Below are 18,445 nucleotides of genomic sequence, written 5' to 3' on the forward strand. Positions count from 1 at the left end.
TTATATGGTACTATTTACACAGATTATGTAACCATTCCATCAGATTTTTATCATCTTCCCATTTTGGCATTTCCTCTGTATATAGTTCCTTGTAGGATTGCTCCAATGCTTTTCGTTTCATTTCAGTGTCTGACCTAGCGTACACCTCAGTAGTGACTACATTTGAATGCCCCAGGAAATCCCGGATATAAATGAGGTGAATCCCGGCTTTGAGCATTCCCATAGCTTTGGCGTGCCGGAGCACGTGGGGCGTTATAGGAAAATCTATTGAGAAATGGTTATCTTTTTGTGCAGAGCAAACGTATTTATCAAGGATATAGGATATCCCCCATCTGCTTAACGGCTGATGGCGTTGATTAAAGAATAGAGGTGCTTCTCCAAGTGCAACCCCCCAGTTATTCTTTTTATGCGCTTCTAGATAGCCTGTCAGGAGCTCTTTTGTTTTACTGTCATAACTGTTGGCAAAACAGTATTCGTCGAACTTTTCCAATAACCTGCCTTCGCGTTCGTATTTGAATCCTGTCATCCTTTTTATTGTAAGAAATTCCTGCATTTTCTCGCCCAAAGGGCTTTTCCACTGGTATTTATTCATGGAACAAATCCTCCGGATCTATGATACAGTTCCTAAGTCCTTCTATATCAATTTTCAGATAAATGCTCGTTGTTTGGATATTCTGATGCCCGAGCGCTTCCGAGATTACTGGGAGGGGAGCACCATTCTCCAGCATTACCCTTGCCAGGGTGCTACGTAAGGAATGAAGACCATGTTTCTGTCCTTTCATATCAATTCCTGCCTTATGCATCCTTCTTGCAACCATTCTGCTGAGGCAGTTGTGGTCAGCAAAGCCTTCATAGGGTGCTTTATGGCGAATGAATACACAATCGGAAATAGTCTTTGGACGGCCATTTTTCAGATAATCAATCACCGCCCAGCCCACATCATCAAGAAGTGGCAGTTCCAATGGTTGCTTTGTTTTCTGCATAATAATAGAAATTATTTTTCTGTTCCAGTTGATATTAGAGAGCTTCAACCCACGCATATCACCCACTCGAAGTCCTAGGCGTGTAACCATAAGGAGAATGGCATAATCACGTTTCCCCTCGGGATTATCCCTGTCTATGCAACCTGTAATTTATGAACATCTTCCTGCTTCCATACGGAAGGAATAAAACCGTTGCGCATGATTCTGATTTTAGGAAGACAGACCGCCAAATCTTTGTCCAGATATCCTTCCTCACGAAGAACGGCTATGTAATTTCTCAGGATGGATACGATGGTTGCAATATAACGAGTGCTGTTAGCACTATAGGAAATAAGAAATTGTATAATAAGCTCAGCTGTCATTTCATCAGCAGAAGCAGCTCCGGAATCATCCATAAAAATAATGAATTTCTTAAGAATACTAAAAATCGAATTCTTGCCCATAGGGGTATAGTTTCTATTCCTGCAGATTTTCTGAAAAGATTCATAACCTTCTTTAAAACCGCTAGGACATTCAAATGGTTTTCTACCTGGCCTAACTTTGATGACCATGGTTCCGTATTCCGAGTAATCCCACAAAACTTGAAGTGCTCTAATTGTGGAACGGACATTGGAGGGATGTTTTCCATACAGTCCTTCAATGCTGATGCCAAATTTACGCCTGATATAATCAAGGCCAATATCGGCAGAATAGTATTCAATTCTTTCTTCCTCCAAATACTTTTGAAGGCCATTGTAACATTGCCGATATAGACCAACAGTGTACTCGGCATAATCCTGTTCTTTTAAATCAGTAAGGATTCTTTCAGTAATTTCTTGTTCAAGGGAATTCTCCTGAATATAATGCTCCAACAAAGTCATAGTGTTTTTCATCAATGGAACCCTTCGCACCTTATTACCTTTTCCTGTAAGGATAAGTACTGCTGGATTATTGAGTACAACATCACGCACTTTGAGGTCGGCTAATTCCTGCACCCTGCATCCGGAATCGTAAAGGACGCTTAACAGTGTTAGATCTCGTCTGCCCTTTAATGTCATCTTGCCAGGCTGTGATAATAAAAGTTTCATTGCCTCAGGCGTCAGATGTGGTATCGATGGTTTGGATGTCTTCTTAATTGGTATGGCAATTACCTTTTGGAAATGAAGTATTCCTGACGGTTCTTCGTACTGTGCATACCGGTAAAAGGAATGTATGGCTGCAAGCCTCTGATTCCGAGTTGCAATGCTGCACTTGCGACCTTTTTCAATCCATTCCAAAAAGTCGGTAATCAGCCCATTTGTCAGCATGCTCATCTTCAGCTTTTCGACAGGGATGTCCCTCTGTTCCTGACAATAACGAATTAACAATTTAAAGGTATCACGGTAGGACGCTATTGTATTTCTGCTTGCATTTTTCTGCCCTGGCAGATACATGGACAGGAATTCCGTAAGGTAGGTAGCAAAATCAGTCGGTTTCATCGGCACTACCTTCCAGTCTTGGAATGATGTCCGGATAACATCCTTCCAACTTGATAGATATGTCCGGAAAAACATCAGCAGTCAGCCTAAGGTAATACGCTGTTTCCTCAAAGGAATCATGCCCCATATATGTTTTCAGTACTGGAAGATATGCTGCAAGGTCTTTTCCTTGTATAACCCATTTTTTTAGGCAGTGACACGCGTATGCATGTCGAAAATCTTGGACTCTCGGTCCTTTTCCCCTCCCGCCGTGAGAAATGCCAACTTTCCATAAAAAACGCCTGAAATTGTGGTAAACGTTCCCTAAAGTCATTGGTTTTCCATTTAATCCTGGGAAGAACCAATCAGTTTCTTTTAAGAACATATGCACATTCGCAGAATAATTCCGGCATCGTTCTGTAAGTTCGTCTGACATCGGAACTAAGCGGCTGTTATCTTTCTTTGAATGATGAATGGACAGTATGCCTGTTTCAAGATTCACATCTGATACTTTCAGGAGTCTTGCTTCTGAGGAACGAAGGCCACAGGAATAAACCATACGAAAGAATACTGGCATGATGAGGTGGCGATATGGACATTCACTGACATAGTGGCATTGATCTGTTTCATGGAAGAAACGCTGCAGTTCATTTTCCGTATAGATATGAGGCACATATTGTTCTTCCGTGGGGTAATAGCCTTTCGGTAGGACGCATGCGCCAATCTCTATACCGTCCATATATATGGCAAGTTGCCGCAGGATCGAAGCCCTCGTACACTGATTGGCTTGTGCCTCATAACTTTTTTTTGAGCACCAATCTAACACTATTTCCTTTGTAAGCATTGTTGCTTCGGGATATTTTTGTTCAGTAAAGGAAGAAAAACGCAATAGATGCCTTGCTTCTGCCTCATATTTGTAGCCGATTGCTTTCTTCAGAGAGACATGGTTTTCAATATGCTCTGCAAATGGTCCTTTAAAAAGGTAATTACTCATACACATCCACCTCCGGAGTACCTAAACAGCATTCCTTCAGCTTATTGACATCCACTTTCAAATAAACAGCCGTGGAGTCCGTGTTTGCATGACCCAGTATATCTGATATAACAGCAAGAGGGGTGTCATGCTCAAGCATTCTTGAAGCCGCCGTATGGCGGAGCGAATGCATGCCCCGGTGCTTTTTCAAGGTCGGCAGATGGGCAATCCGCATATAAGCACGGATTAACTGATGCAGATGATCACTTTCTGAAAAAGGTAGAAATGGGGCCATATGCCTCACAAATACAACCGGTGAATCTATTTTTGGCCTGCCATATTTCAGATAATCGATGACAGCCCATCCCACTTCAGAAGGAATTGGTAGGTTGACTGTTTCCCTTGTTTTTGACTGGGCGAATATCAGTTTATTTTCTTCCCAGTGGAAACAACCAAAAGTAAGGTTTTTGATGTCATTAACCCTAAGACCTAACACGCAAGCGAGAAGAATAATGGCATAGTCCCGTTTCCCCTTTGGATTTCCACGGTCAATGGCGCCTATCAGTGCGTCCAATTCTTCTTTCGTCCAGACAGATGGGATGCGTCGTAGGAGTCTGCATGAAAATACGGCTCCAAGTATTCTTTGACCTCCATTTTTCTTCGGTATTTCTACTGCTTTCACCGGAGGTGGAAAGTAACTCCCGGAGGACATCCTATTCCATATCTTGTACAGATTATCCTTTAAATTTTTCTCGAATTCTTCGATGGACTGGTGATCAACTCCAGCTGCTCCCTGCTTCGCTTTGACCCTTGTAGTAGTGAGGAAGCTCTTGTAATGAGAGTGGAGCGAAGGGGCTGTGTTATCCAGTTTTGAAAATCAGTCAACCAAACATGGGAGGAACTGTATGAACAAGACAAAGTCGTTTGAAATCTCCAAAAATGTGGTCTGGGAAGCATACCAACTGTTCCGCCCCTATACTTCGCATCGGTACTCTCACCCTTGTGGATCTCCCACTTGGATTTCTCCCTTAGCATCGAAGTCGTAGGTTCCCACGTTCCCCATAAGAGCCTATGCTAAGTTCACGTCGCCTTCATGCCGGCCACCGTCTGGACAGTAAACAGGTGTCCTCCAGACTTATCCCAGGTTAATGACTCCCCCCTGGTTTTGATGACGTTCCTACGCTTTCGACACTTTATCAGCGCTTTATTTGCATTCGTCTCCATAGCACTTACCTGACGAGGTCTTGCCTCGCCTTTTCCTTAACGCTCACTACCATGGCTTTTGTCCACAGCAGCTTAAGGTGGTTTGAAGCCTCCACCTGTATGGCGGCTCCGAAGGGCCTTCCTTCATCTCTTATACAGCACAGCGCAAATTCAAGTGACAGTTCCTGTCTCTTGAATGCGCTTTCGTGGCGCACGTTCATCAGCATACCTAGAAAGTTGTTCGTGCTTGAACCAATTATTTGCATGAACTGAAATATCATTAATGAGAGAATTTCTATGCGCTTGCCTTTTTTGTTCACGTATCTGCTGCTCTTCCCTTAACTCTTTGGCCTGTTTTTCTTCTTTCTCCCGATCATACTCTAAAACCCACTTTTTGTGGTCAAGATGAGCAGATATTTCATTATCGCAGCATCGTTTGTACAACTCAGTAATCATCATTGGAATTTGATTTTCCAACCGATTATTAACAACATCAATGTATGACAAGTAATCTGATGGCGTATTTTCGGAATCATAATAATGTCTTCCTTTGTATATTCGCCAATTGATTTGAAGCCTTCCGTCAAAAACCATTTCATATAGCGGCTTAAACTCTGTCTTTTGATCAGCAAGGTATCGCCGCTTCGATTTGCACTCACATAAGTCAAAAGATATGGTGGTACCCAATAGCGTTATATTGATATTGTCTTTATCCCTACGATCAACTGAGGTACTGCCCTTTAACTCCCTAAACGCCTTTAAAAAAGTATCAACGATTCTATAAGCACGGTTGCGCTGGCTGTTTGAAACGTTAATTGGAATTATTGGTTCATTGTCGCGGTCCTTTACCTTTTCTAACGGATTCCATAGCTTAATGCCCTCACCCCTAAAGGGGTACTCCTTATCTCTTTCTATTCGATACTGTATTTCCGATTTGTGTTTGGAGATTAGCTCATCGTAATCTTGTATCCGTCCCGGTACTGTCAAACCATTGCACCAATTTGCAAAAATCTCCAATGAACCTGGAGCCAGCAAGTCAAAATCGTGCATATTTTCTAATTGCTCAACAGTCAATTCCTCAAGGTCGAACAATTCAAGTATACCCAATCACATTCCGGTGTATGGCAGGATAGTGAGGAAATGGCGTCATTAATAACCACCTTGAATGCATCATTCAAGGAATTTGGCGTGACTATGACTCTCGTAACTGAGTATTGTTTCATTATACGGTGGGAGAGGAGGTCGATCAGCGACAGGCTTTCCTGCTTTGACTTTTACCCAATATCCATTTGGCGGCCATGGAATGTTCAATGATTTGCATCTTTTACGTAAAGTTTACTTTTTCAGTGGAAGAGCGGATATTATTCAAAGTATTCGTGATCATATTTACTGAATTTAAACTTCTGTGGCTAGTTTTCGGATTTCGCCAGAAACAACTGCGAATCCTCTTCCTCTTTCTCCAACTCTCGCTGCTTCAATCGATGCATTTAATCCAATTATATTGGTCTGATTGGATATTCCTTTAATAAAATGCAATATCTCATCAATTGATTTGACTTTTTCCAAGGCACTTGTTGACTGGGTTGACAGTTTTTTACCAGAAGTTAGTAATGTAGTATTGACGTTTTCCAAGGATTTTACGGTATCCACAATTTGCCCTGTAATTTGTGTTAGATTTTTAGAAGTTAATGCTAAGTCCTCATGATGTTGGATATTCTCACAAATAATTAAGCCACCGAGCACACTTCCTGTGTTACTAAAAATAGGACAAGCAATTCCAATATACGGAAAACCAAATAAGGAAGCGTCCTTTTTAACACTCACTCGTTTTTTGTTACTAATGGCCAAATGCATAACTGAATCTGGAATGAGCCTATCACCAGCTTTCAGTTTATGATCAATTTGTTCTCCAGGAATGTAAACAAGATATTTTTCCAGATCAGCTACTTGCAACTACCTGTTTTTGATTAAAAATAGCGTGAATGGCAAAGGCTGTGGTTGCAACATAATCCAATTCTGAATAATCACTAATATTAGCAGGCAATATTCGTGAAATATCCTTCCTAAGTTTGGCGACATATTTTTCCAAGACCTTATATACCAAGGCTTCCAGGGCATTAGTTCTGATATTGTAGTCCTAAATAAACGGATAAAATATACCAATACTTCTATGAAATAAGCGTGTTGTATGGTATAATTATTGTAGTCCTAACAGTTTGGAATGGAGGGCTACAATGTTTCTTAAAAAGGTAAGCATTAAACAAGAGGGTAAAACCTACAATTACTATAAAATCGTCGCTTCTTATCGTGATAAAGACGGGAAACCTAAGCACCGCCTTATCCAAAACCTCGGCGTTTTGTCTGAAGTCGATGCCGAACGTATGAGATTAATCCTTAAAGCACAGCAGGATCCTGACCTAGTGTTAGCCAAAACATCCGATATCGTAGTCACAAAGCATTGGTTGTTTTTACCCATTATTCTGTTGCATTCCCTTTGGGAAACATTTCAGTTACAGCACTTTTTCCGAGATGGTTTATTGATCGAGGCGATGGTACTTAATCGCTGCATTGAACCACTCAGTAAAATCCACGTTGTGGAATGGATGCAGAGTACTGTATTACCCGCCGTGTTGGAGTCTCCCCATTTACCGGATGATTACGCTGTCTATCGGGAATTGGATTCTCTTAATAAACAGGAAAACGCATTACAAACTCATCTCTATACTCAACTTCAGCGTCTTGATCCTACTGTTGGAGATGGATTTTTCTATGACATTACATCGACGTATATGGAAGGTAGCCATTGCGTAATTGCTAAACTGGGGTATTCCCGTGACCATCGACCCGACCTAGAGCAAATTGTCATCGCTCTTATGGTTACTCCACAGGGTTCGCCCTTTTATTGGAAAGTGCTTGAAGGAAATACTCAGGACATCACCACCTTACCTAGTGTTGTTAACGATCTTAAAGCGCGTTTCGGTTTAAAAACGTGTCATCTCGTGTTTGATCGCGGAATGGTCTCTAGTGATCATCTTGAATTACTCGAAGCACAGGGGTTGACCTATCTGTCCGCTATGGATAAGGATGAAATGGCCTGTCATCCATTTTTTCAAAAGTTTGTTCCAGAGCCTGTCTCCAAAGAGGATTATGAACAAATCCTCGCACTTCATGAATTTGTGTCCACCGACGATCATCAGTTCTTTTATACCCGAGAAGACAGCATTGGAAAACGAAGGTTCATCTTTTCCTTTGACGTGACCCGATTTTTTGAAGACATTGCAACACGAGAGAGACGGATCGCCAAAACCATAGCATGGATTAACGAACAAAACACCAAATTGGCGGGTGCCAAGAAATCTCGCCAGAAGGAATCGATCGAGCGAGAGGTGCAAAAAATAATCTCCAGACGAAAACTCAAGTCCTTGTTGAAGGTAACCGTTACACCGATCGAGGTAAAGGTGACTAAAAAAGATGGTTCGATACGCATAGCCCATTCTTTCGAGTTATCAGCGATCATAAATAAGACTGGAGAAACGGAAAATAGACGCTTGGATGGTATGACTTGCTTCATTACTAATGATACGACGATTCCCCAAACGGAAATCATTCAAAGATATAGAGAAAAGAACAAAATAGAAGAGGCATTTCGGGAAATGAAGTCTCAGTTGGCCCTGAGACCGATTCATTTAACTCGTCCAGAGCGTGTCAAGGCGCATGTCACTGTTTGCATTTTAGCCTACCTATTACTAAATACAATGGAGGTCATTCTTAAGAGGGCTGGATATTCAATATCCCCCATAAACGTATTAGATCAACTGCAAAGTTGCCAGTTAAATCAAGTAGGTATTAAGGGCTCGCCTGGTTGTTCTCTTACAGTAACAGAAATGACAGAGAAACAAAGAGAATGGACAAAACTTTTCAATTGTGACAACATATTGAAACCAAAGATGTTAAAACAGATCACAAAATCCTTGGAAAATAGGCTGTAGTCCCAAAAATTCTATTGTAGTAGGGTTCAAACCCTTGCTACGCTTGGTACTGGAAAATTCTTACGCCAAACTTGGGATCCTTATAATTTATTTTGTCCATGTACTCCTCATCCTTTCATTATCAATACTGATTGCTTGATTATTCGTAAGAATCAGAAGCATATTTTATTGTCTAAAAAATTCCTATCATGGCTTATCGAATACAGTTGAAACCCTTTCGGCTACTTGGGAAGAGTTTTCTGGACCACGCTGGGAATTAACGAGATTAGTCTCATTCATATTTATAAAAACCACGACCGGTTTTTCTTCCGAACCAACCAGCTTTAACGTACTTACGTAGTAAGGGACACGGACGATATTTATCACCTAATCCTTCATGGAGGACTTCCATGATTGATAGAACGGTGTCCAGACCAATCAGATCAGCTAATGCTAACGGACCCATAGGGTGGTTCATGCCTAACTTCATAACATTATCAATCGCTTCAACTGTGGCAATACCCTCAGATAGCGTATACACCGCTTCATTGAGCATAGGGATTAAGATCCGGTTAGCGACAAATCCAGGGGCATCATTAACTTCCACGGGTGTTTTACCCATTTTAAGGCTGAGACTTTCAATCGTTTTATATACTTCATCACTGGTGACTAGGCCACGAATAACTTCAACGAGCTTCATCACTGGAACGGGATTCATAAAGTGCATGCCAATCACTCGATCCGGACGTTTGGTGAATGCCGCTATCTCAGTGATGGGTAATGATGATGTATTGCTCGAAAGTATCGTGTGCTCTGGGCAAATAATGTCGAGTTGGGAGAAAACTTGGGATTTTGTGACCATATTTTCCACAGCGGCTTCGATGACTAAGTCTGCTACTACTGCGTCTTGCAGGGAAGTCGATTTTATTATGCGACCTAAAATAGCTTCTCGATCTTCAGCCATAAGTTTCCCTTTTTCGACACTACGACTGAGATTTTTCTGGATAATATCGAAACCCCGTACGACAAATTCATCCTTAATGTCATTTAAAATGACAGAGTAACCTGCTTGGGCAGCAACTTGGGCGATTCCTCCCCCCATTTGTCCTGCCCCGATGACCATGATTGTCTTCACTCTTACTCCTCCTTATTTTACGAATTACAGAATAAAGATATGGCGACTACCCTACTCAGAAGGCATTTGCCTCTTCTATAGAGTAGATGATCGCCATATCGTTGTGTTTCGCGCAAGACTCATCCAAAGTATACAATATAAACTATCAGTTCAAGGGTTTGAAGTTCAGGTCATTTGCCGGTCTCGTTACTCATTCATAGCCGTTGGGGAATTCTGTTTGAGATTGAAAATAGTAGTTGCTTTTACAGAGATATAACCCACGACCGGACCAAGCATTAAACCGATTAGAGTCGCTTTGAGATCCGTTCCTGTTCCGAAATAGACTGCGAAACCAAAGAATGCTGCCGGAGTTAGGGCAAAAATACTAAACCTGCCCATAATAACTAAAAGTGCTGCAAAAAAACCCACGAATAACGGGACTCCTATAGTTCCTAGTACCGGAGCTAATTGTATAGCTCCAATGAATACAGTCAAATAACCACAAGCGACTCCTAGCAGTAAACTGGGATAAACTTTTTTCATAGCATTTACATCTGCTCCTGCTGCAAAGAATGCTGCCCAAGCAATAAAGAGGGGCCATGGTGCTACTGCCAACACCCCTGAAACGGGCATCCATAATCCCGCAAGGAGTCCTACCGTTAACCATAGTGGAATTGCCATATATTTTCCTCCTTCAATTGATAGAGTGTCTTCAGCCAATCAGGTTAATTATCAGGAGCCGATTTAAAAGTGTCCGGCTCCTGTCTAAACCGAAAGAAGTTTTACCACTGTTTACTCATAAAACTCAGGGGCAACTTTCATCGTCTTGAAGAAGTCCATATCATGGGAAAACATTACTTTAGCGTTGTATTTCTCGGCATAATTACGTACCTTTTCAATGGAGTTAAAAAAGGCGATGCTGTCGTATACGATCCCTGACCCTTTGGCGGGTGGTCCATAATTCCGATGATCATACACTGCATCTTGAGGGAAAATCAGGGTACCTTCATTTTCTAGGTGGACAACCAAACCTAATATCCCCGGTGTATGACCCGGCAAAGTAATAAGTTCGACTCCAGGGACTAATTCCATATCCTTATCAACCAGATGATATTGTTTCACAGGTACTTCTAGATCAGCTTTTACATAGGCACCATGAGCTGCGGGGTCTGGACTTAGATGAACGAGGGTTTGTCCATATTCAAAATCTTTTTGGTGGACGTATACATCTGCATGCTCAAATAAGTGCATATTACCTGCATGATCTAGATGGAGATGGGATAAGACGACCGTTTTGATGTCTTCCGGTTTTGTTCCAGTCAGAGCAAGTTGGGTAGCAAAGTCTTGGGATTCTTCGAAATAGTAAGGGAAAACACCTTGCAACCCGGCTGGCCAGTATCCCTTCATGGCATCGGGGTGACACCCTAAATCGTATAATATTTTACCTTGGGGATGATCAATTAAGACCGCATAGACAGGTATCTTGATCCAATTGACTTGGGGTGTCTTATTGCTCAACGAACCGAGCACCGTTTGAGCAACCATCCAGTTCTCATCGCATTCCAGCCACCCATTATTAAGCACATATACTTTCATTCTCTCTTCCTCCATTCAGTTAATGATAGGTTGGTTAAATTACCCGTTGACAGCTTTTAATAGCCGTTTAAATGTTCACCTCCTTTGTTTCTTAGAGAATTCCTTTTTCTTTAGCTTCATCCATCAAACTAACGCGAAAATCCGGATGAGCAATACTTATTAAGGCCTCAGCTCGCTGGCGAAGACTTTTACCTCTTAAATTTACTGCACCATACTCGGTTACAACGTAATGAACATCATTACGAGAGGTAGTCACCGCAGCCCCTCGGTCTAACTCACAAGTAATGCGCGAAATCTTGCCACCTGAAGCCAGGGACGGCAAGGCGATGATGGATTTACCGTTGAGGGACCGGCTTGTACCACGGACATAGTCAACTTGTCCTCCAACGGCACTAAATTGCCTTGAACCAATCATTTCCGCATTTACCTGACCCATGAGATCCACCTGTAAGGCTGAATTAATTGATATCATATTTCCGTGTTTTCCGATTACGTAGGGGTCATTAACATAATCGACTGGATGAAGCTCGACGGTAGGATTATTATTTACAAAGTCATATAATTTTCGTGTTCCCATTAGAAACGTTGCAATAAATTTACCTGGATTCAAGGTTTTCTTCTGGTTAGTAATAACTCCTGCCTCTGCTAATACTACAACACCGTCTGAAAACATCTCAGAATGAATCCCCAGATCTTTTTTATCCTTTAAGAATAACAAGACGGCATCCGGTATTGCCCCTATTCCTAATTGAAGAGTGGCACCATCCTCAACCAACTTTGCTACATTTTCGCCAATGGCTTTTTCCACTTCTCCAATTTTTGACGGCTTTAACTCAATTAATGGTTCGTCCTTTTCGATAATGAAGTCAATTTTGTCCAGATGGATTTTGGCTCCTCCTGTTCTCGGCATAGAACTATTCACCTGAGCAATGACAAACTTGGCACATTCTGTGGCAGCCTGAGTATAATCAACAGAAATTCCAAAACTACAATATCCTTGTTCGTCAGGAGGTGTTACTTGAATCAAGACGACATCGACCGGTAGGATGTTGCTTTTAAACAAGCGTGGAATCTCGGAAAAAAAACAAGGAGTAAAATCTGCCCTCTTTTCCTCAAAAGCTTTACGGGTTGATGCCCCAATAAAAAGTGCATTATGCCGAAAACTCTTCTCCATTCCAGGTTGAGCGTATTTTGCAGGTCCCATAGCTACCATATGCACAATTTCAACAGCAGTAAGGTCAGGTGCCCTATTGACTAATGCCTCAATCAAAGCAGGTGGTTCTCCGCAAGCATGGCCTATTACAACCCGATCACCAGACTTAATGTGCAAGACTGCCTGTTCTGGAGTTACAAGCTTTTCAAGATAATTATCTTTCCAATTGTTCATAAAAACTCCTCACTCTTTTTACAATTTCAGCGACAATCATGCTTTCGTCGCATATCTCAGTATCGACTGTTAAAGCAGCAACGACGACGCTAGGAATATCACACTTGCTATACTTTTGAGCACAGTTTGACGTACATCCGCTTAAATAGATGACAAGATTCACGTCAAAGCTGTTAAAAGATATCAGATAACCATAAGACGTCAGAAGGTCTTTCACTTCACCGGCAACGTTTCCTCGGTTAATCCTTGGATTACAACCACCACAAAAATTAATGCTTACCCGTCTATCAAGCATAGTTCTACTGTGAACCCTTCCTCAGAATTCCTAAAGCCTCAGAAATTAAATCATCACTTGTCTCACAATCGGATATTACACCTTTAATTTGAGGGTATTCAGCTTTAATCACTGTTTCAATAAACTCAGTCAAAGTTTCTTTAGCGCTGGGGCATGTAGAACATGCCCCAGTCAATCTCACTTTAACAAAACCTTCAGGCGTCACTCGAACTTGGCTGATATCTCCATTATGGGCATTAAGTGCTGGACGTATTTTTTTGTCGATGATATCGACGACATCTTTGCTATCGATAATTTCGTTCATACAAACATCCCCATTGAACCCTGACTAAAAGATCAGTCAAGAATTCAGCTATTTTGTTGAAATTCCAGCGATGGCCTTGGCCAATTCTTTCTTTTGTGCTAGGTTTGCTTGGCGGGAAATCATGATTCTCTGTGCTTGAGGCGAACCTGCGCCATGCATAGATTCTGTTCTGTAACCGACTGCAGCAGTGCCAAGTGTGAGGTTTTCTACCAATCTCAAAATACGCATACGATGTTCAGTCGGTACAGAAGCAACACCCTTAAAGTATTTTTCAACCACTTTACCAATCTCGGGATGATTCAAATCCTTTTCGGAAGGCATGGTTACCATCAAACCCCCAGCAATATCCTCAGCCAAACGAGCGATTTCATAGGGAAAACGAGTCACATTCTGCTTACAAACATTGGCTAAAAGTAGATCAATCAAATAGGTGCCCGATGCAGTTTTATACCCTTCTGCTGAGCAAGCAATGCCGCAAGAATATAACGTTTCGTTGAGGTGGACCATTTCAATTAGTTTATCCTTAATATGCGAGGCCTTAGCGGCGCCGTTGTAATCTGCTGCCAAAGCCACTGCTCCAATCAAGACATCTCCAACGCCCACCTTGCAACCGCCATAGCTCTGACGATGATATCCAGCAAACCTTTCTACTAAAGAACTGCTAAACTCATATTCTCCACACATGAAAACATTTTCCCAAGGAATAAACACTTTATCAAAAACCATCAAGGCTTCATGACCACCAAATTGTTTGTTTCCGACGTCAATGTTGCCACCTTCTAATTTACGAGTATCGCAGGACTGCCGACCGTAAATGTAAATGATTCCCTCCGCATCCGCTGGGGCCACGAAACTTACCGCGTAGTCGGCGTCATTCTTTCCCATCGCTATCGTGGGCATTACCAAGATCCAGTGAGAATTAAGCGCTCCGGTTTGGTGCGCTTTGGCGCCACTGACTACAATGCCATCATCCCTTTTTTCTACAACGTGTACATAAAGATCGGGGTCTTCCTGTTGGCTGGGTGCTAGCCCACGATCGCCTTTAGGGTCGGTCATAGCTCCGTCAACTGTCCAATCCTCTTCTTGCATTTTTGTTAGAAACTTAACAAATCGTTCATGGTAAGTCGTTCCTAATTTTTGATCCATTTCAAACGTAACACTGTCAACGGCATTGATCGCGTCCATCCCGACACAGCGCTGAAAGCAAGCTGCAGTCTTTTGTCCTAAAAGGCGTTGCATTTTTACTTTTTTTACAAGATCCTCAGTGCTTTGATGGAGGTGACAAAAACGGTTGATCTTCTCTCCTGAAAGGTTTGAAGTAGCTGTCATTAATTCCTCGTATTGTGGATCTTCGGCTAAGGCATACGTAGCTTTGACAGAATTCATAGACGGTCTAATAATGGGGTGATCCACTGGATTCTCCACTAACTCGCCCTGTAGATAAACCTTGAAATTGAGTCCTCGTAGACTCTCTTCATATTGTGCTGCAGTTTTCATAAAGTTTTAGCCTCCAAAAGTTTATTTAAACTTGTTGCGTCGCAGTTAGTATAATTTAGTGAGGTAACTCCTTACCGCGATGCAAATCAGGTCCTATGATCGATTTAGTTTGGTTAATAGATAAATTTCGCCATGCAATGTTACTCATAAAACTCAGGGGCAACTTTCATCGTCTTGAAGAAGTCCATATCATGGGAAAACATTACTTTAGCGTTGTATTTCTCGGCATAATTACGTACCTTTTCAATGGAGTTAAAAAAGGCGATGCTGTCGTATACGATCCCTGACCCTTTGGCGGGTGGTCCATAATTCCGATGATCATACACTGCATCTTGAGGGAAAATCAGGGTACCTTCATTTTCTAGGTGGACAACCAAACCTAATATCCCCGGTGTATGACCCGGCAAAGTAATAAGTTCGACTCCAGGGACTAATTCCATATCCTTATCAACCAGATGATATTGTTTCACAGGTACTTCTAGATCAGCTTTTACATAGGCACCATGAGCTGCGGGGTCTGGACTTAGATGAACGAGGGTTTGTCCATATTCAAAATCTTTTTGGTGGACGTATACATCTGCATGCTCAAATAAGTGCATATTACCTGCATGATCTAGATGGAGATGGGATAAGACGACCGTTTTGATGTCTTCCGGTTTTGTTCCAGTCAGAGCAAGTTGGGTAGCAAAGTCTTGGGATTCTTCGAAATAGTAAGGGAAAACACCTTGCAACCCGGCTGGCCAGTATCCCTTCATGGCATCGGGGTGACACCCTAAATCGTATAATATTTTACCTTGGGGATGATCAATTAAGACCGCATAGACAGGTATCTTGATCCAATTGACTTGGGGTGTCTTATTGCTCAACGAACCGAGCACCGTTTGAGCAACCATCCAGTTCTCATCGCATTCCAGCCACCCATTATTAAGCACATATACTTTCATTCTCTCTTCCTCCTTTTTTGAGATTAATTTTTCAGAGAACTCACTTTCTACTTAAATAGCCAGAAGTTTAGTAATCACTGAAAGATGGGTTTGAGTTTGGAGCTTAATTAATGATGAAGTGTTAATATACACCCCCTTAGGCTAAATATGAGTTTCGAGATATCCAAGAATATTGCAATAACGATGCCAAATAAAATAACCCCTCTATTGAGGAGTTATTTGGATTCATTAGTCATGAAATTGTCGCAGAATTGCATTCTAAATTTTCTGAATACGGTCTTCAATCGCACAACAAGCTCTTTTCGCAATATTGCGACAAAGTTGCAATATTGCGTCTCCTACTTTAGCAATCCATGTTTTAAAGCTTTACGATATATGGTACTTTTGTTCACTCCCAGTATTTCAGCCACTTTAGCCCATGATTTCCATTCTTCATAGGTCTTAGCAATGAGATATGCTTCTGCTTGGGCAGCTGCATCTTGAAGCTGTGTACCATATTCCGGAAATACGTCTTTTCGATAAATAGTTTCTGGTAACAGATCTACAGATAACTCATCTTCACTTGTCGTAATCATTAAACGTTCAATGATGTTTGAGAGTTCGCGAATATTTCCAGGCCAGGGATAATCAGATAATACATTGAGTAACTGAGCTGAAGCATGGTATTTGTAACTATAGCGATTATTTAATATATCGACGAAGTGTTTCACCAAAAGCGGAATATCTTCTTTTCGCTCCCGTAAGGGCGGTAGTTCAATAGGTATAACCATCAGACGATAGTATAGATCTTCCCTGAAATTACCCTCTTTGACCATCTTGGGAAGATCGCGGTTGGTAGCAGCGATGATCCTTACATTAACATCCAATGGTTTTGTTCCACCTACTCTTACGATTTGTCTCTCTTGAAGCACCCTCAAGAGCTTGGACTGGAGCAGAATCGGCATTTCGGCTACCTCATCAAGAAACAGAGTACCGTTGTGAGCTAATTCAAACAAACCCGGTTTTCCCTCTTTTTTCGCGCCCGTAAAGGCCCCTGAATCATAGCCGAACAACTCTGATTCTAAGAGCTGTTCAGGTATGGCTGCACAATTAATCTTAATAAAGGGTTTGTTGATACCTTTTCCATGTTTGTGAATCAACTTTGCTAATAATTCTTTTCCAGTGCCGGATTCCCCGGTAATTAAGACAGTAGAATCGACGTTAGCTAGTTTAAGACTTAATTCAATAATCTTGCTCATACATGTGCTGCGGTAAATAATGCCCGTATCCATAGCCTGTTGTGAACGTAAATGTCTTAATTCCGTTTCATACAATAAGGTTTGTTCCTCTGATTTTTGGAGTTGACTTTGCAAATTATAAAGTTCTGTCACATCGCGTACATTGGTTACAATCCGGAATAAGTCACCGTTTTCGTCAAATATGGGGTTGCCGGTTACCAATAATTTCTTAGCGGTCTTTTTTATTGTTTGGGTAATAGTAATACTCTTCTTTTTTTCCATGACCAGAATAGATACCGACTGGTCAAATACTCCCGCTTTAACTAATTCTTGCATCGTTTTTCCTATGACTTCACTGGTAGAAATTCCGGTTACTCGCTGATAAGCTTCGTTGCAATTCAGAGTACGGCAATTGCCATCGGTTATATATATGCCATCGTAAGAAGAATCAATGATGGCTTCTAATTCTCTGGTAAGCTTTTTTACAGAGTCAAGTTCATTATGGATAGCATCCATACTCGATAAGTCTTGAAACACACAGACAGCGCCTGAAATGGCACCATTTTTTATAACAGCAGAATAGTTTGCCAATATGGGTGTCGTATTAAGCAGAAATTTTTCACCGTAGAGAGATTTTCCCGTGATTAAAATCTTTGGCATTAAAGAGTTTGGAATATATTCAGTCACCTGACGACCCATCAGTTGATCTACAGAGATTTCAAGAATCTCAGCAACCACTCGATTAGCAAGAATAATGTTTCCGTTTAGGTCAACTGCAAGTATACCATTATGGGCCGATTCAATCACTGCATACATACGGTCTTGGAGGTCATCAATGTCCGAACGGAACGCCCGAAAAAAATCAATATTTCTAATTATACCTATAACCTGGTTATCACAATTTGATACCACTACACCGTCACTGTAAATAGGCATCATTTCTAATTCAGTGTCAAACTGTACACACGGTATATTTTGATCAAGGCAACCCTTAATACTAGCATCATGAGTTAACCCTTTTAAGATTGCTTTTAGTAAAGAATCCTTTGAAAGTATACCAACGTATTTTTCTTCATCTACAACCGGAAGAAAGTCCGTCTTGCTCTGTTGTAAAATATCATTAGCTTCTGCAATATTACATCGTAATGGCAGTGGATTTACCTTGTGCATTATGTCAAAAGCTTTCATTTTAGCAACTCCTTTAGCTTAATGAAAAAATTTACCCGCTCTATGCAAACATTAGACAGAATATGTGGGATTTAGTCAATAGCGAGGTGATTTAGTCGAACGTATCAATGAGGCAATTCGCATATATAATCATCATATCACTATATCCTTACTCCTACCATTGCTTATTTAGTCAGTGTTCGTATCGCCCCTCTCGGAATCTGGAGGTATAAGAGGTTCGCCGATATTTTTTCCAGTAGCCTTTTAGATCTACTCAGCGGAAAGAAAAAAGCGTTCCTCCGTCGGAACGCCTTTTCTTACTAATATTAATTATGTTAAGTACATACTTATTCGAAAAAGT

Annotated in this window: 17 protein-coding genes; 1 reads left to right on the top strand and 16 read right to left on the bottom strand. The window is 41.3% G+C overall.

All coding sequences use genetic code 11. The annotated features are described in order from the left end of the window. Positions 1–10: 10 nt before the first annotated feature. From ACYQ3Q_RS10155 to ACYQ3Q_RS10185, 7 genes are all read right to left on the bottom strand, one after another. The gene (locus ACYQ3Q_RS10155; protein WP_459928449.1) at positions 11–592 is read right to left on the bottom strand and encodes a tyrosine-type recombinase/integrase; all 582 of its coding nucleotides are present in this window, start codon (positions 590–592) and stop codon (positions 11–13) included. Beyond that, entirely contained in the window at positions 585–1,133 is a 549-nt protein-coding gene (locus tag ACYQ3Q_RS10160; RefSeq protein ID WP_459928659.1) for a site-specific integrase, read from the bottom strand. Before ACYQ3Q_RS10160 ends, ACYQ3Q_RS10155 begins: the two co-directional genes overlap by 8 nt. Beyond that, on the bottom strand, positions 1,118–2,440 hold the full coding sequence (locus tag ACYQ3Q_RS10165) for a tyrosine-type recombinase/integrase (RefSeq protein ID WP_459928450.1): 1,323 nt from the start codon (positions 2,438–2,440) through the stop codon (positions 1,118–1,120). The genes ACYQ3Q_RS10160 and ACYQ3Q_RS10165 overlap by 16 nt, the downstream gene beginning before the upstream one ends. Further along, positions 2,427–3,413, bottom strand: coding sequence for a tyrosine-type recombinase/integrase (locus tag ACYQ3Q_RS10170; protein WP_459928451.1), 987 nt, complete (start codon positions 3,411–3,413; stop codon positions 2,427–2,429). Before ACYQ3Q_RS10170 ends, ACYQ3Q_RS10165 begins: the two co-directional genes overlap by 14 nt. Beyond that, on the bottom strand, positions 3,406–4,074 hold the full coding sequence (locus tag ACYQ3Q_RS10175) for a site-specific integrase (RefSeq protein WP_459928452.1): 669 nt from the start codon (positions 4,072–4,074) through the stop codon (positions 3,406–3,408). The genes ACYQ3Q_RS10170 and ACYQ3Q_RS10175 overlap by 8 nt, the downstream gene beginning before the upstream one ends. Before the next feature lie 692 nt (positions 4,075–4,766). Continuing rightward, on the bottom strand, positions 4,767–5,702 hold the full coding sequence (locus ACYQ3Q_RS10180; protein ID WP_459928453.1) for a hypothetical protein: 936 nt from the start codon (positions 5,700–5,702) through the stop codon (positions 4,767–4,769). Between the two features lie 288 nt (positions 5,703–5,990). Next, positions 5,991–6,548 carry a methyl-accepting chemotaxis protein gene (locus ACYQ3Q_RS10185; protein ID WP_459928454.1) on the bottom strand — a complete coding sequence of 186 codons (558 nt, stop codon included), beginning with the start codon at positions 6,546–6,548 and terminating at the stop codon, positions 5,991–5,993. A 281-nt stretch (positions 6,549–6,829) separates the two neighbouring features. Here ACYQ3Q_RS10185 and ACYQ3Q_RS10190 point away from each other — a divergent pair, with 281 nt between their 5' ends. Further along, positions 6,830–8,584 carry an IS1634 family transposase gene (locus ACYQ3Q_RS10190; RefSeq protein WP_459928455.1) on the top strand — a complete coding sequence of 585 codons (1,755 nt, stop codon included), beginning with the start codon at positions 6,830–6,832 and terminating at the stop codon, positions 8,582–8,584. A gap of 271 nt (positions 8,585–8,855) precedes the next feature. Here ACYQ3Q_RS10190 and ACYQ3Q_RS10195 read toward each other — a convergent pair whose 3' ends face one another. The 9 genes from ACYQ3Q_RS10195 to ACYQ3Q_RS10235 all read right to left on the bottom strand — a co-directional run bounded on the left by ACYQ3Q_RS10195 (position 8,856) and on the right by ACYQ3Q_RS10235 (position 18,105). Further along, positions 8,856–9,698, bottom strand: a complete 843-nt coding sequence (locus tag ACYQ3Q_RS10195; protein ID WP_459928456.1) for a 3-hydroxybutyryl-CoA dehydrogenase — start codon at positions 9,696–9,698, stop codon at positions 8,856–8,858. Between the two features lie 186 nt (positions 9,699–9,884). Further along, a complete protein-coding gene (locus ACYQ3Q_RS10200) occupies positions 9,885–10,358 on the bottom strand; it encodes a DUF1097 domain-containing protein (RefSeq protein WP_459928457.1) in 474 nt (157 codons plus the stop codon). A 111-nt stretch (positions 10,359–10,469) separates the two neighbouring features. Next, complete coding sequence (locus ACYQ3Q_RS10205; protein ID WP_459928458.1) at positions 10,470–11,273, bottom strand: N-acyl homoserine lactonase family protein; 804 nt, start codon at positions 11,271–11,273, stop codon at positions 10,470–10,472. A 91-nt stretch (positions 11,274–11,364) separates the two neighbouring features. Continuing rightward, positions 11,365–12,660, bottom strand: a complete 1,296-nt coding sequence (locus ACYQ3Q_RS10210; RefSeq protein ID WP_459928459.1) for an acetyl-CoA hydrolase/transferase family protein — start codon at positions 12,658–12,660, stop codon at positions 11,365–11,367. Further along, a complete protein-coding gene (locus ACYQ3Q_RS10215) occupies positions 12,641–12,955 on the bottom strand; it encodes a hypothetical protein (protein ID WP_459928460.1) in 315 nt (104 codons plus the stop codon). The genes ACYQ3Q_RS10210 and ACYQ3Q_RS10215 overlap by 20 nt, the downstream gene beginning before the upstream one ends. Positions 12,956–12,959: 4 nt before the next feature. Next, the gene (locus ACYQ3Q_RS10220) at positions 12,960–13,259 is read right to left on the bottom strand and encodes a NifU family protein (RefSeq protein WP_459928461.1); all 300 of its coding nucleotides are present in this window, start codon (positions 13,257–13,259) and stop codon (positions 12,960–12,962) included. A 48-nt stretch (positions 13,260–13,307) separates the two neighbouring features. Beyond that, positions 13,308–14,756: a 4-hydroxyphenylacetate 3-hydroxylase family protein gene (locus ACYQ3Q_RS10225; RefSeq protein ID WP_459928462.1), complete on the bottom strand. Its 1,449-nt coding sequence runs from the start codon at positions 14,754–14,756 to the stop codon at positions 13,308–13,310. 140 nt (positions 14,757–14,896) lie between these two features. Continuing rightward, complete coding sequence (locus tag ACYQ3Q_RS10230) at positions 14,897–15,700, bottom strand: N-acyl homoserine lactonase family protein (RefSeq protein WP_459928458.1); 804 nt, start codon at positions 15,698–15,700, stop codon at positions 14,897–14,899. A gap of 338 nt (positions 15,701–16,038) precedes the next feature. After that, entirely contained in the window at positions 16,039–18,105 is a 2,067-nt protein-coding gene (locus ACYQ3Q_RS10235; protein WP_459928463.1) for a sigma 54-interacting transcriptional regulator, read from the bottom strand. Positions 18,106–18,445 lie beyond the last annotated feature (340 nt).

It is taken from the genome of Desulfosporosinus burensis, from assembly GCF_054657535.1.

Coding starts and splice junctions, on each gene's coding strand:
- ACYQ3Q_RS10155 (WP_459928449.1), bottom strand. CDS start 592: ATGAATAAATACCAGTGGAAAAGCCCTTTGGGCGAGAAAATGCAGGAA.
- ACYQ3Q_RS10165 (WP_459928450.1), bottom strand. CDS start 2,440: ATGAAACCGACTGATTTTGCTACCTACCTTACGGAATTCCTGTCCATG.
- ACYQ3Q_RS10170 (WP_459928451.1), bottom strand. CDS start 3,413: ATGAGTAATTACCTTTTTAAAGGACCATTTGCAGAGCATATTGAAAAC.
- ACYQ3Q_RS10190 (WP_459928455.1), top strand. CDS start 6,830: ATGTTTCTTAAAAAGGTAAGCATTAAACAAGAGGGTAAAACCTACAAT.
- ACYQ3Q_RS10200 (WP_459928457.1), bottom strand. CDS start 10,358: ATGGCAATTCCACTATGGTTAACGGTAGGACTCCTTGCGGGATTATGG.
- ACYQ3Q_RS10205 (WP_459928458.1), bottom strand. CDS start 11,273: ATGAAAGTATATGTGCTTAATAATGGGTGGCTGGAATGCGATGAGAAC.
- ACYQ3Q_RS10210 (WP_459928459.1), bottom strand. CDS start 12,660: ATGAACAATTGGAAAGATAATTATCTTGAAAAGCTTGTAACTCCAGAA.
- ACYQ3Q_RS10215 (WP_459928460.1), bottom strand. CDS start 12,955: ATGCTTGATAGACGGGTAAGCATTAATTTTTGTGGTGGTTGTAATCCA.
- ACYQ3Q_RS10220 (WP_459928461.1), bottom strand. CDS start 13,259: ATGAACGAAATTATCGATAGCAAAGATGTCGTCGATATCATCGACAAA.
- ACYQ3Q_RS10225 (WP_459928462.1), bottom strand. CDS start 14,756: ATGAAAACTGCAGCACAATATGAAGAGAGTCTACGAGGACTCAATTTC.
- ACYQ3Q_RS10230 (WP_459928458.1), bottom strand. CDS start 15,700: ATGAAAGTATATGTGCTTAATAATGGGTGGCTGGAATGCGATGAGAAC.
- ACYQ3Q_RS10235 (WP_459928463.1), bottom strand. CDS start 18,105: ATGAAAGCTTTTGACATAATGCACAAGGTAAATCCACTGCCATTACGA.